The organism is Corynebacterium sp. HMSC077G07, assembly GCF_001809225.1.
Taxonomy (GTDB): Bacteria; Actinomycetota; Actinomycetes; order Mycobacteriales; family Mycobacteriaceae; genus Corynebacterium; species Corynebacterium jeikeium_D.
The window spans coordinates 117554-131520 of sequence record NZ_KV796533.1 but is presented as its reverse complement, the minus strand read 5'-3'; the positions used below and the strand labels follow the sequence as shown (position 1 = coordinate 131520).

At 60.0% G+C, this 13967-nt stretch carries 10 protein-coding genes; 5 read left to right on the top strand and 5 right to left on the bottom strand.

Annotated elements, in window-relative coordinates:
• Positions 1 to 24: 24 nt before the first annotated feature.
• Complete coding sequence (locus HMPREF2562_RS05305; RefSeq protein ID WP_016422144.1) at positions 25 to 456, bottom strand: hypothetical protein; 432 nt, start codon at positions 454 to 456, stop codon at positions 25 to 27.
• 190 nt (positions 457 to 646) lie between these two features.
• Here HMPREF2562_RS05305 and HMPREF2562_RS05300 point away from each other — a divergent pair, with 190 nt between their 5' ends.
• Positions 647 to 3334 (top strand): DUF6541 family protein, encoded by a 2688-nt coding sequence (locus HMPREF2562_RS05300; RefSeq protein WP_070549727.1) that lies wholly within the window; start codon positions 647 to 649, stop codon positions 3332 to 3334.
• Positions 3335 to 3362: 28 nt separating this feature from the next.
• Here the strand turns inward: HMPREF2562_RS05300 and HMPREF2562_RS05295 are convergent, their stop codons facing one another.
• Positions 3363 to 4319: an exodeoxyribonuclease III gene (locus HMPREF2562_RS05295; RefSeq protein WP_016422142.1), complete on the bottom strand. Its 957-nt coding sequence runs from the start codon at positions 4317 to 4319 to the stop codon at positions 3363 to 3365.
• 43 nt (positions 4320 to 4362) lie between these two features.
• A complete protein-coding gene (locus HMPREF2562_RS05290) occupies positions 4363 to 5673 on the bottom strand; it encodes an MFS transporter (protein WP_016422141.1) in 1311 nt (436 codons plus the stop codon).
• A 394-nt stretch (positions 5674 to 6067) separates the two neighbouring features.
• On the opposite strand from HMPREF2562_RS05290, the gene HMPREF2562_RS05285 reads away from it, so the two are divergent.
• From HMPREF2562_RS05285 to HMPREF2562_RS05270, 4 genes are all read left to right on the top strand, one after another.
• Positions 6068 to 7057: a molecular chaperone DnaJ gene (locus HMPREF2562_RS05285; protein ID WP_070549726.1), complete on the top strand. Its 990-nt coding sequence runs from the start codon at positions 6068 to 6070 to the stop codon at positions 7055 to 7057.
• A gap of 265 nt (positions 7058 to 7322) precedes the next feature.
• Positions 7323 to 9545, top strand: coding sequence for an NADP-dependent isocitrate dehydrogenase (locus HMPREF2562_RS05280; RefSeq protein WP_070549725.1), 2223 nt, complete (start codon positions 7323 to 7325; stop codon positions 9543 to 9545).
• 656 nt (positions 9546 to 10201) lie between these two features.
• Positions 10202 to 11524: an O-acetylhomoserine/O-acetylserine sulfhydrylase gene (locus HMPREF2562_RS05275; protein WP_049193268.1), complete on the top strand. Its 1323-nt coding sequence runs from the start codon at positions 10202 to 10204 to the stop codon at positions 11522 to 11524.
• A 45-nt stretch (positions 11525 to 11569) separates the two neighbouring features.
• A complete protein-coding gene (locus HMPREF2562_RS05270) occupies positions 11570 to 12706 on the top strand; it encodes a homoserine O-acetyltransferase MetX (protein WP_070549724.1) in 1137 nt (378 codons plus the stop codon).
• A gap of 6 nt (positions 12707 to 12712) precedes the next feature.
• Here the strand turns inward: HMPREF2562_RS05270 and HMPREF2562_RS05265 are convergent, their stop codons facing one another.
• Positions 12713 to 13081 (bottom strand): DUF3017 domain-containing protein, encoded by a 369-nt coding sequence (locus HMPREF2562_RS05265; RefSeq protein ID WP_005510063.1) that lies wholly within the window; start codon positions 13079 to 13081, stop codon positions 12713 to 12715.
• 20 nt (positions 13082 to 13101) lie between these two features.
• Positions 13102 to 13959 (bottom strand): bifunctional methylenetetrahydrofolate dehydrogenase/methenyltetrahydrofolate cyclohydrolase, encoded by an 858-nt coding sequence (locus HMPREF2562_RS05260; protein ID WP_070549723.1) that lies wholly within the window; start codon positions 13957 to 13959, stop codon positions 13102 to 13104.
• Positions 13960 to 13967 lie beyond the last annotated feature (8 nt).

Sequence of the window (13967 nt, the reverse complement as noted above, 5' to 3'; positions counted from 1 at the left end):
TTGCAGGAAACCGACTGCCAAAAGCTAGCCCCGACGCCCCTCGTCCCCCTGCTCCACAAGCATTCGATCGGATAGCAATTTGACGGTGCGCGCCGCAGCAGCTGGCGATTCCTCGGGGTACAGTGCGCGCACCAACGTGATCGCTGGGCGAATGCCGTGTTCAGAGAGAACACGGCGAACACGCTCACGCTCCCCCTGGGTCAACTCGAGCGGGGCTACGGGTGGCCTACGGGTGTAGGACACGACCATCACGGCTCCCAGCAGAACAATGAGTCCGAGGGAAATCCACAGTGGCCACGCGTAGGCAAAAGACAGCACGATAAACGCAACAATGACACCGGAAGTCACGACCACTGGGACATTGACAGCAGTGCCAGGGTCGTTCTGCAGACTCCGTGCGATGGCTTCCAAATCGGCCATCTGGTGCCGCTTGTTATCGCTCTCGCCGTTTTTCACTGGGGATGTCCTCTCCTTTCCTGGTCCGCACCGAGCTCGCTTCAAGTCCCGCGCAGATTCGCGCTTGGGTTTTACAGCGGCTGAAGTCCCATCAGTCCTTCTTCAAATCTTAGGCGCTCGCGTCCCAAGTGCCGAACTAACCCACAGGTATTATTGGACTAATTCAATTCTCTTATCCGTCAGGAGTCCCATGCTCGCTGCCATTGCGGTTGCCGTCTTCATCCTGCTGGTCCCAGGCGCAGTTCTCGGTTGGGCCAGTGGGCTACGTCCCACGCTCGCGTTGGCATCTGCCGGCCCATTAATGCTGGGTGTGACCGGTTTTTCCGCATGGTTGTCTCACGTGCTCGGGCTGGATTACACCTGGCTCTTCGTGGCCGGCATGTGGGCATGGTTCTGTGCTATTGGCTATCTGGTGCGCAGATTCGTCCCCCGAGCAACGCCCGAAGACGGCTTCGATTCCGGCGTTGTCACCGCGATGATTGTCGTCGGAGTTACGGTAGTCGGCTCGATGCGCGCCATGCTCGTGCTTAACGACGTCCCTGGCGGCCCCGGCGCTATCCGCGAAGCCTGGGACATGCTCTGGCATACCAACTTCCTCCGGTTCATTGACGAGCATGCAATAGCCTCGCCCACCGCGGCCGGTGACCTGATGAATCAGGAGACCGGGGCCGAAATGTTCTACCCCACCGGCTGGCATGCCATGGCGGGGCTGCTGCCCGGCTCGGTCTTCCTCGATTCCAACGTGTTTGCGTTCTTGGCCCCGGCGCTGCTTGTTCCCGCAGCAACTGCGGTGCTAGCCCGCACCGCAGTTGGTCCTAAGTGGGCGGCCTATGCCGGTCCCGCAGCTGCCGTCGCGACGCTGATGCTTCCGGAGATTTGGGTGGCCCTTTGGCGCACCTCCTCCATGCCGTATCTGCTCGCGGTGGCCGCTTTGCCGATTGCTGCGGCTTTGACCATGCGGGGCTATATTGTCCCCGCTGCGCTTGCCCTGGTCGGCACGTTTATCACCCACCCGGCCGGCGCAATTGCTGCCGTGCTCTTTGTTGGCTTGTGGTTGATTACCCAACCGAGCGTCAGTGGCCTAGTTCGCACGCTAATTATCGGCGCGCTCGCCCTGGTGATGACTCTCCCGGCAGCTTTGTCCGCGAGGGGGCAAGGCGAATCCGTTGCGGGCTTTACCGGCCAAATTGAGATTTCCCGCTCCGAATCACTGTGGCGAACTCTGATTGGGTTTTCCCGCTATGCTGACGAGCCCATCTTTTCCCGGACTGTTCTGGTTCTTGTGCTCATCGGCCTGGTGGTGGCGCTTGTCTCTCGCCTGCCAGACAGCCCATGGGCTCCGTGGCCGGCACTGGTTTTCGGGCTGCTCTTTGTGGTGTCCGATAGTGCGCAGTCCCGTTGGTCTGAGCCGTTCGGCACCTATCTGAAGTTTATTGGCACTTTCTTCTACGACATGCCGTACCGCATGCAGGCGGTTATGGGAATTCTGCGCGCAGTGCTGGTCGGCTACGCAGTCGCGGCTGCCGTTGTCGGGATTGTGGCTGCGGCGCAGTGGATCGTCGCAAAGCGAGATCAGCCGACCAAGTCGTGGAATCCTGCGCTGGCGATGGGGCTCGTAGCGGCACTGGCGATTGTGCCTGCGACCTGGGCGAGTGGGCCTGCTCAGCGCGAGGCAATTCGCCAGAGTTTCGGAAGCACGTTTGTGACCGCTGCGGACATGGAAGCTATTGATTGGCTGTCCGCACAGCCGCATGCGTTTGAGGGGCATATTCTCAATGACCGTCGTGACGGTTCTGCGTGGATGTATGCCATCGCCGGACTGCCGACCCTGTTCCGCCATTTCTCCTTCTCCGACAAAACTGCCGAGGCGAGCAACAAGCTGCCGATAAACGTTGACCTGCTGGGCTCACATCCAGAGTTCGATGCCATGGCGAAGAAATTGGGAGTGCACTACATCATTAGTTCCCCGCCGGGTGTGAACACGGATGGCACGGAGGCGCTGTCGATGCGTTCCTGGGCATGGCACGCGCCGGGGCTCACGCCTGTGTATCACGACAGTTCGGTGATGATTTTCGCGGTCAACAAGATGTTTTCACCTGAAGAGTTGCACGCTGTTGTCAACAGTTCCCCACACCGCCCGGCGCGCCCCAATCCGCTGTGGATGCCTCCGCGCCAGCCAATCGTCCCCTCCCCCGACGAGGCTGTCGATCCGCTCGCCGGCGCGCGCATCACCGTCGACTCTCGCCGCGAGGCCATCGAGGCTATCAACGCCGACCTGCCTCGCGCGCTGCGTTTGAGTGGGGATACTTCCGCTCACATCGACAGCATCGTGCAACGCGCCAGCGACAAGCTCCGTCAGCGCGGCGCAATCGTTGGCGCGCATTCGCTTGCCGACGACACGGCGAGCGCAGCCACCGTAATCGTCGGTCGCTCATCAGAGGGCCAGACTCTTTCTGGGGATAACATCGGCGATCGTGGCTTTTCGGTATCCGCTGTGGTGAAGTCTCTCGAACCTGAGGACGATGCTCCTGCCGATTGGCAGTTGGCGGCGGGTGTGCGCGACGGAATGGTGTACCGAGGTTTCAATCCGCACAGCAGTTACAGCACAAACGGGGTGCCAACCGAGTTTCGCACCGGCCTGGCGCCGGCAGTGGCGGTGAACCAGAGTTCGCGGCCACATGCGCCGACAATTGCGCTATCGCTGGGAGCGGTGGGCGCTGAAAAACTCACCCGCGATTTGGCCGACCCCGCTATGCAGGACAAATGGGCCGACGCCATCGTTGACGGCATCGCCTCGATGTTGCGGCAGAACCGGCATCTCGTAACTGCTCCCGAGCCTGAGATAATCCCAGAGTTCGCTGACGTCGGAGCACACTAGTCCACTCGGGGTTAGGCGTATGCCGGGTTTAGGCGTACTCCACGATCACCGGCGCGTGGTCCGTCCAGCGAAGGTCGTAGGCGGCAGGCTTATCCACTACCGAGCTGACGGCACGCTTGAGCATTGGTTCGGTTACCGCCTGGTAGTCGATGCGCCAGCCGGCATCGGTATCGAACGCCTTACCGCGGTAGGTCCACCAGGACCAGGGACCGTCGGCCTCTGGGTGCAGACGGCGAGTGACATCAAACCACACCGGATCTGCATTGAGCTTCGGGGCCTCCCACACAGAACCATCGGAGAAGGCACCGGATTCCAGCTCCTTGTCGCTGGCCTGTACCTGCGAATCCTGGGGAACCTCATCGGGCCAGCAGCCGAAGACCGAGTCCATCCAGGCACGCTCCTGCGGTAGGAAACCGCTCTTGCGGCGGTTGGTCTTCCAGTTCTTCAAATCCTGTTCGCGGTGGCAGATGTTCCAGTCGCCGCCGATGACTGCGTGGTGACCGTCGCGCCCCTTGGCACCCAGTTCGGCCAGGTAGTCGGAGAAGGCATCGAGGAAGCGGTACTTCTCATCCTGCTTCTCGCTCAGGGCGGCACCAGAGGGCAGGTAGAGGCTGGCAATCTGGACATCCACATCCAGGCCGGTGTCCGCTGCCGGGGCAACACCACTGATAAACCGACCGGATTCTTCGAACTCCTCGGAGCCGATGCCCACCTGGACGTCGTTAAGCGGAAAGCGCGAGAGAATGCCCACGCCGGCGCGCCCCTTGGCACCCAGGTTTTCAGCACCGACCCAATGCCATCCGGCATCGAAAGCGGGCGCGAGGGCCTTGCGTGCCTGGTCGTCGGTGGCGCGGACTTCCTGCAGCAAAACGACATCGGAACTGGTGTGCTTCAGCCACTCCAGCAATCCCAGATTGGTTTCGCTGCGCTCCTTGACGGCGGCGCGGATGCCGTTGACATTGATTGTCGCGATTGTAAGGCTCATGCCCTCATACGTTACCTATGCGTGCACTACGCCTTGAAGACCCCTAGCGCAGTTCGATGCGCTCGGCCTTCTTCGCCTGTGAGCGGCGGTAAAGAACAATGGTCGGCAGAGCGATGAAGATAGCCAACATCGCCAACGTCGCGCCGCCCAAAGCCGGTGCGCGGTAGCCATAACCGGACGCAATGACCCAACCACCGAGCGCCGCTCCGAATGCGTTGGCCATGTTCAATGCGGCCTGGTTGAGAGCTGCCGCCAGCGTCTGTGCGCGACCGGCGACATCCATCAGACGGGTCTGCAGATTAGGCACCAATACCGATCCCAGCAGACCGATAAGGAGGAAGTTGATCGTGCCCAGCACAGCATTCTGTGAGGTGAAGTAGAAGACGCTGAGCATGATTACCATCAGCACCAGCGCAACCATGATGCCCCACTCCCCGATGCGGTCGGAGAGCCAGCCACCGATGTAAGTACCGACAACCATGCCGATGCCGTAGGCCATCAGCACAATCCAGATGTGGTTTTCGCTCATGCCCGCTTCGCGAGTCATAGTCCAGGTGATGTAGGTGTAAACCGCGAACATGCCGCCGAAACCAACGGTGCCAATCGCGACGGTCAGCAGCACCTGCGGTGTCACCAGAGCCGAGAGCTCATCCATCGGACGTGTCTTCGGCATGCGGTTCATATGCGGCACGGCGAACCACAGCGAAACAAATGCAATCAGCCCGATGACCGCGACAAACGCGAAGGCGCTGCGCCAACCGTAAATCTGTCCCAGCACCTGCGCGGCCGGCACACCAATCACAGTCGCCACCGACAACCCCACGCCCGACAGAGCCACCATCTTGCCGCGCTGTCCCGGCTTAGCCAGGGAGGCCGCCACCAGCGCCGCCACCGAGAAATACGCGCCGTGCGGCAGACCGGCAATGAAGCGCGAGACCATGACTGCTTCGAAAGAGCCCAGTGTGCCTGCCCAAACCGTGGCACCATTGCCGATGGTAAATGCCGCCATCAGCAGCAGGAGCATGCGCCTGCGCGGAATCGAGCCGGTCAGCACGGTAATTAGGGGTGCGCCCACGACAACACCGAGTGCGTACATCGAAATCATGCGCCCTGCGGCATCCTCATCACGTCCGAAGGCATCAGCGATGTAAGGCAGCAGGCCCATGGCCACAAACTCGGTAACGCCGATGCCGAATGCACCGACCGACAGAGCCACAATCACCAAGATTCGGCGTAGATCAGAGATGTCGTCCTGCACCGGAACAGGACGGCGATGCGAGCTAAACGCTCCCGCACGACGCGCACGCGGTTTGTGGTCGTCGTTGTGGGTTGTTACTTCGCTTGACGACGTCATTGCGACCGTCTCCTTTTCTCTTCTTACGCCAGTTGGTGGACTCTCAGTTCCCCTCGACTTTCGGCCCAAGACGGGTTCGCAAAACCGTGAGGGGAGCCGCAAGGGAAAAATGAGACTCTACTCCGCAACACAAAAATTTCGCTATTTAATCCGCCTGTTCCCCGGGTATTTGTGCGCGGAATAACATCTACGGCCATTAGTGGAAGTCGCTCACTCAAGTTCTTCTAAACCATTTTGCAATCGGCATTGTTTGCCGAGGACTACCATTCCCTCCGAGCGCCACGGACTTCCTACCATCGAGCGCTCCGGGTCTTCGATGCTGCCGTAATAGCTACCAGGTAAATTGTTTTAAAAGATATTTCGAACTGCAATACCGATAGGATCTTGATCCACTATGGGCGACCGCTATAACCTCTACGAGTCTCTGAAGCTGGATAGCGCAGCCAGCACCGAAGAACTCCATACAAATCTTTCTAATCAGCTCTCCGAACTGCGAGATGCTGGCGTCTCGGAGTACTCCGGCGAGTTCCAGGAAAAGCTCACTGCGCTGCAAGTGCTTGGCGATGAGGGACGTCGCCGCGAATACGACGCTTTGCTGGCCGATGAGAACGCCACCATCACCATTGCGACGCTGCGCGGGCTGGCAAATCGCCCGGCACCCACTGCGCAGGAATCCTCGTTCCAGACGCAAACCCAACAAGCACAGTGGTCCGCCCCAACTCAAACCAGTCCTGCGACAGTAACCACCACGGTGACCACGGATGTACCACCGCTGCCTGCAAACGCCACACTGCAGAACATGTGGCAGCGCATGCCACTCATCCCCCGAATCACTACCGGCTTGGTCGGTTTTTCAACTCTGATTGGCATCATCGCAGTTCTGTACGCAATCACGCTCGGCATCCAGGGCGCCAACGATCTCGGCAGCCTAGAGTCATCGTTGGGTGATTCTTGGGATGACATCGGCTACATTATGGGCGCTGCAGCCGCCCTCGTTCTTGTTCCAGTCCTCCTACTGATGGGAATGATGCTTGTCACCTTGACCGCATACTGGATTCACTCCATCCTCCGCGGTGAAGACTCGACGGCACCAATCTTTTTCTGCGTCACCGTGGCACCACTGGCGTTGGCTATGACCATCATCCCCCTCCTGTTCTTGAGCTCCTGGGTGGATGTAGTCCTCTTCCTCGCAGGTGCCATGCTGATCGCGGCTTGTGTTCTTATGTTCCTCAAGGACATGCGCGCATGGTTCCGCGGCCAGAAACTGGTCAGGACTACCCAGTCGGCGCCGGGGCAGGGCTATGCTCCGCAGTACCCCCAGTCTCAGAACACTCAGGGCTACCAGTTCGGCCAGAACAATCCTCCGAACAATACACAGAACTAAATAGGCTGCCCTGAACAACCGCGCCGGCGTGCACGACACCCCAGCGCGGTTTTTCGTATTTGAAGGGTTTGAGCGCGGGGGCCGTCGTAAAGCGAAAAATGGAATGAAAAGCGGCGAATAAGCGACAAATAATTGCACATTTCGTGACTTGCCTCACATAATTGCGTTATTCATATCACTATCACTGTTTTTGCGCTATGCCCCGACACAACCCAAGATTCAAAACTGGGTTATCGTGGAACAAAACAGATAGGAGACATGAATTATGGCGACAATTATTTGGACCCGTACTGACGAAGCCCCTCTGCTGGCGAGCTACTCGCTGAAGCCAATCGTGGAGGCATTTGCAAGCCAGGCTGGTGTCAATGTTGAAACCCGCGACATCTCCCTCGCAGGCCGCATTCTGGCTCAGTTCCCGGAGCGTCTTTCGGACGAGCAGAAGGTAGAGGATGCGCTGGCAGCCCTGGGCAAGCTGGTCAAGGAGCCGGACGCCAACATCATCAAGCTGCCGAATATCTCTGCATCCGTCCCGCAGATTAAGCGCGCTGTCGCAGAGCTGCAGGAAAAGGGCTATGACATTCCGAAGTACAAGTCGCAGCCGGAAGGCGAGGAAGAGACCGCCGACCGCGCCAAGTTCGACAAGGTCAAGGGCTCTGCCGTTAACCCGGTACTGCGTGAGGGCAACTCCGACCGCCGCGCTCCGGAGCCGGTGAAGAACTACGCCCGCAAGCACCCGCACCGCATGGGCGCTTGGTCCGCGGATTCCAAGACCAACGTCGCCACCATGGCCTCCAACGACTTCCGCCACAACGAGAAGTCCGTTGTCATGCCGGCCGACGACAAGCTGACTTACCAGCTCGAGGCTAACGACGGCCAGATCATCACCCTGAAGAAGGACATGCCGGTCCTCAAGGGCGAGATTATTGACGGCACGGGCATGAACGTCCACATCCTGGACAACTTCCTGCGCGCTCAGATTCGTCGCGCACAGCGCGAGAACATCCTGTTCTCCGTCCACTTGAAGGCCACCATGATGAAGGTCTCCGACCCGCTGATCTTCGGCGAGGTTGTCAAGGCCTTTCTGCCATCTGTTTTCCCGAAGTTCGAGTCCAAGCTGGCTGCCGCCAACCTGACTCCGGACAACGGCCTGGGCGCTATGCTCGATGGTCTACACAAGCTTGACGACGCTACTGCGGCGGCCGTCAAGTCCGCTATCGAGAAGGACCTGAAGGAAGGTCCGGCCCTTTACATGGTCAACTCCGATAAGGGCGTCACCAACCTCCACGTTCCGTCTGACGTCATCGTTGACGCCTCCATGCCTGCACTAATCCGCAACGGCGGCAAGGGCTGGGGCCCGGATGGTGAGGAGCGCGACACTCTCGCTGTTATCCCGGACTCCTCCTACGCCGGCGTCTACCAGGCTGTTATCGAGGACTGCCGCGCCAATGGCGCTTTCGACCCGGCAACCATGGGCTCTGTCCCGAATGTCGGCCTGATGGCCCAGAAGGCTGAGGAGTACGGCTCCCACGACAAGACTTTCCAGATCCCGGTTGACGGTGTCCTGCAGGTCATCAACTCCGCTGGCGAGGTTCTGATTGAGCACCACGTCGCCGAGGGTGACATCTGGCGCTCCTGCCAGACCAAGGACGCCCCAATCCGCGACTGGGTGAAGCTGGCCGTCAACCGCGCTCGTATCACTGGCGACCCTGCAGTGTTCTGGCTGGACCCGCAGCGTGCGCACGACAACAACCTGATCAGCAAGGTCAACGAGTACCTGGCAGACCACGACACCGAGGGTCTGGATATCCGCATCATGGATCCGGTGTCCGCTACCAAGTTCTCCCTCGAGCGCATCCGCCGCGGCGAGAACACCATTTCCGTAACCGGTAACGTTCTGCGTGACTACCTCACCGACCTGTTCCCGATCATGGAGCTGGGCACCTCCGCCAAGATGCTGTCGGTCGTGCCGCTGATGGCCGGGGGCGGCCTGTTCGAGACCGGCGCAGGCGGTTCCGCACCGAAGCACGTCCAGCAGGTTCAGGAAGAAAACCACCTGCGCTGGGACTCCCTGGGTGAGTTCCTGGCACTGGCCGAGTCCCTGCGCTACGCCGCTGAGCATGACGACGACCCACGTCCACGCGTCCTGGCTGAGGCCCTGGACAAGGCAACCGCTACCCTGCTCGACGAGGGCAAGTCGCCGTCCCGCAAGGCTGGCGAAATCGACAACCGCGGCTCCCACTTCTACCTGGCTCTCTACTGGGCACAGGAGCTGGCCAAGCAGGACGAGAACTCCGAGCTGAAGGAAGTTTTCGCACCGGTCGCTAAGGCTCTCACGGAGAAGGAAGAGTCCATCGCCAAGACCCTGATTGATGCTCAGGGTTCCCCAGCTGATCTGGGTGGCTACTTCCTGCCGGACGATGAGAAGACCTCCGCAGTTATGCGTCCGTCCGCTGAGTTCAACGAGATCATCGACGGTCTGAAGAAGTAGGACTAGCTGCTTGCTCCTGGCTGGTCTGGCTGACCTGGTTGGCCCAGGCTGGTCTAGGCCGACCTAGGCTGACCGCCGGTTTCGGGCGATAGCCCCTCGCTCATGTTGCATTTGATGCACATGGCGCGAGGGGCTTTTTCTATGCCCTGACTTCCGTAACGGTCTTGACAGTACCCAGTGCTTTTCGGCGCTTTACGGTACCCTTCGCCCATACTCAGTCCCCTGTTTGGCTCACCTCGACACTCGGCACCGCAGCGCCCGATGCCCCGGCACCGCAGTGCCTCACCCCATGAGTTACTGACTACCTTTATGACACTTTTGTCCAAAAAATTGCCTTCAAACTGTCATAAAGGTAGGCACTAACTCCTTCGGCAAACCGCCACCCGTCGAACACCACTCGCCACGCACCACCCACCACCCACCACGCGCCACCCACGCCCCCATATACAGCAGCCTCCACCCCCCCCCCACAACCGACCACGCCCCAGAACTAATCAAACCAATCCGTACTAAGCGGGCTATAGCACTCTCGACACAGATACACACACCCTCTTACCTTGGGTTTTTCCAAAACTTTGCAATAGACAGCTTGGTTCACTATTGTTTGTAAGCAACGTTTTGAACGACCTCAAAAAAACCGCAAGGAAGTATCTGAAATGACCACCAAGTACGACAACAGCAACGCCGCCAACTGGGGCCTGTCCACTCGCGCTATTCACGCCGGCTTCGCTCCGGACGCACAGACCTCCGCGCGCAACCTGCCGATTTACAACACCTCCTCCTACGTCTTCGATTCCGCTGAGCACGCTGCCAACCGCTTCAACCTCTCGGATGCAGGCCCGATTTACTCCCGCCTGACCAACCCGACTGTGGATGCCGTCGAGCAGCGCATCGCCAGCCTCGAAGGCGGCGTCGCTGCCGTACTGTTCTCCTCCGGCCAGGCAGCTGAGACCGCTGCTGTCCTCACCCTGGCTCGTGCAGGCGACCACTTCGTCGTTTCGCCACGCCTCTACGGCGGTACTGAGACCCTGTTCAAGGTCACCCTGCCGCGCCTTGGCATCGACTGCACTTTCGTCGAGAACCCGGATGACCCGGAGTCCTGGCAGGCAGCAGTTCAGGACAACACCGTCGGTTTCTACGGTGAGTCCATCGCCAACCCTCAGATCGACGTCCTCGATATCCCGGCCATCGCCGAGGTTGCACACCGCAACAACGTTCCGCTGATTGTCGACAACACGGTTCCGACCCCGGCCCTGCTGCGCCCGCTCGAGCACGGTGCTGACGTCGTGGTTTCCTCCACCACCAAGTTCCTGACTGGTAACGGCTCCTCCCTTGGCGGTGTCATCGTCGACGGCGGCAAGTTCGACTGGACTCAGACCCGCAACGGCCGTTCCATCTTCCCGAACTTCACCGAGGCCGACGAGGCTTACCACGGCCTGAAGTTCGCCGACCTGGGCGCCCCGGCCTTCGCACTGCGTGCTCGCGCTGGCATTCTCCGCGACACCGGCGCTGCCCCGGCTCCGTTCAACGCTTGGGTTCTGGCTCAGGGCCTCGACACCCTGGCTCTGCGCATCGAGCGCCACAATGAGAACGCCAAGGCTGTCGCTGAGTTCCTCGAGAACCACCCGCTGGTCGCCAAGGTCAACTACGCTGGACTGCCGAGCTCCCCGTGGTACGAGACCCTGAACAAGCTGGACCTTTCCGGCGCCAGCGGCGTGCTCTCCTTCGACCTGAAGGATGCCGACACCGCCAAGGCGTGGAAGTTCATTGACGCTCTGAAGCTGCACTCCAACGTCGCCAACATCGGTGATGTCCGCTCGCTGGTTGTCCACCCGGCCACCACCACTCACTCCCAGTCCGATGAGGAGGGTCTGATCCGCGCCGGCATTTCCCAGGCCACCGTTCGCCTCTCTGTCGGTATCGAGAACATCGATGACATCATCGCCGATCTCGAGGGCGGCTTCGCAGCACTCGCGTAGACCGTTTGTACACAGACACAGAACGGACTAAGTAGTCTATAAGGCATGAGCTTTTCCCCATCTACCCCGGCCGCCCTCGCACCCGAGGGCGAACCGGGGCGTGTCTTTATCGGCGATGTCACAACCGAGGCTGGCGCGGTCATCCCCGACGTCACTGTCGAGTTCGAACGCTGGGGCCGGCTTAACGACGACTGCTCGAATGTCATCCTCCTCGAGCACGCTCTAACCGGCGACGCCCACGCTTCCGGCCCCTCGGATGAGTACCACCCGACTGCGGGTTGGTGGAACGGGATGATTGGCTCTGCCCGCGCCCTGGATACCGACGAGTACTGCATTATCTGCACCAACGTCATCGGTGGCTGTCGCGGTACAACCGGCCCTTCCAGTCCACATCCGGACGACGGCAAGCCCTGGGGCTCTCGCTTCCCCGCAATCTCCGTGCGCGACACGGTGACGGTGGAGCACCTGGCGCTGCAAGAACTGGGAATTTCCCGCCTCCAAGCTGTCATTGGCGGCTCCTTGGGTGGGGCCCGAGCGCTTGAGTGGTCACTGATGCACCCGGATTTCGTCGGCAAGGCATTGGTGATGTGTGTCGGCGCACGTGCGTCTGCTTGGCAGATTGGTATTCAGTCTGCGCAGATTCAATTCATTGAGTCCGATCCCGATTGGCATGGCGGCGACTACTACGACCGCGGTGTGACTCCGGCCCGAGGTCTGGGTTTTGCACGCAGGGTCGCGCATTTGACGTACCGTGGCGAGCTGGAGATGGATGACCGCTTTGGCGCGGCAGCGCAGCCCGGTGAGGATCCGCTGGGCGCGATGCGCACGGAAGATCGCTTCCAGGTAGAAAGCTACTTGGATCATCAGGCGAAGAAGCTGGCTCAGCGTTTCGATGCCGGCTCGTATGTCGTGCTCACCGATACCTTGAATCGGCACAATATTGGCCGTGGTCGCGGTGGCCTCAACGAGGCGCTGCACTCGTCAACCGTGCCGACCATGGTTGCCGGTGTGGACACGGACATTCTCTACCCTTTCCACCAGCAGGAGCACCTCGCCCGCAATCTGGGCAACTGCTTGGGGCTGGAAAAGATTGAATCCGCCGTGGGTCACGACGGATTCTTGACGGAGTTCGAGCGAGTGGATTCGATTGTGCGTAGTTTCCTCGCTCGCGATGTCAGTTAATGTCAGCTAGCTTCCCAGCGCATCCACGCTGACTGCGAGGAATACGATTCCCATCCCGATTATGGAGCAAAACCATAAGTCAAAGGCCCGGGATCGTACGGAGAACACACCTAAAATGCTGTCCGGCAGGTACTGCCTAGCCACGCCGAGCAGCATCATTGTGCTTCCCAGCATGAATGTGGCGCGTCGCCACCGCTCCAGCCCCAGGAACACAACGAAGGCGGACATGCCGAAAAAGAGCGCGCCGTAAATCGTATACTGCACCCACATTGGCCACGATGCCCCCGGCGGCGGGGTCTTCGGACTATGCGGGTTCAGCATTGGATCCGGCAGATCTTCCCGCCGGGCACGCTGCGCAATTTCCCTTTTCGACATGACTTCTTCCTCCTGGCTGACTAGGCCAGGCCAGCGAGCTTTTCAGCGCGCTCGACGACATTGCGTACGAGGAAAGCGCGAGTCAGTGGGCCGACACCACCTGGGTTCGGGGATACGTAACCGGCAATGTCCCAGACGTCATCAGCAACGTCACCGGCCAGCTTGCCGTCGACACGCGAAACTCCCACGTCGAGTACAGCAGCGCCAGGCTTGACCATGTCTGCAGTAATCATATGGGCGACACCAGCGGCTGCGATGATGACATCAGCCTGACGGGTTTCAGCGGCCAAGTCCTTGGTGCCGGTGTGACACAGCGTCACGGTGGAGTTCTCGCTGCGGCGAGTGAGCATCAGTCCGATCGGGCGACCGACGGTGACACCGCGGCCGATAACAACAACCTTGGCTCCATTGAGCTCGACGCCGAAGCGTCGCAGCAGGTGGATACAGCCGTTTGGGGTACACGGCAGCGGTGCTGGCTCGTTGAGGACCAGCTTGCCCAGGTTTACCGGGTGGAGGCCATCGGCGTCCTTCTCCGGATCGATGAGGCCCAGAATACGGTTTTCATCCAGGTGCTTCGGCAGTGGCAACTGAACAATGTAGCCTGTGCACTCCGGACTTTCGTTCAGCTCGGTGATTACTGCCTCGAGTTCTTCCTGCGTGGTGTCAGCTGGGAGATCACGGCGGATAGAGGCGATACCAATCTGCTCACAGTCGCGATGCTTCATCTTGACGTAAGAGTGGCTGCCTGGATCATCACCAACCAACACGGTGGCCAGCCCCGGGGTGTAGCCGGCTTCCTTCAAACGCTCAACGCGCTTTTCCAGGTTTTCGAAGATTTCGTCTCGGTAGAGTTTGCCATCAAGCTTTGTCGCTGCCATGGCATTTA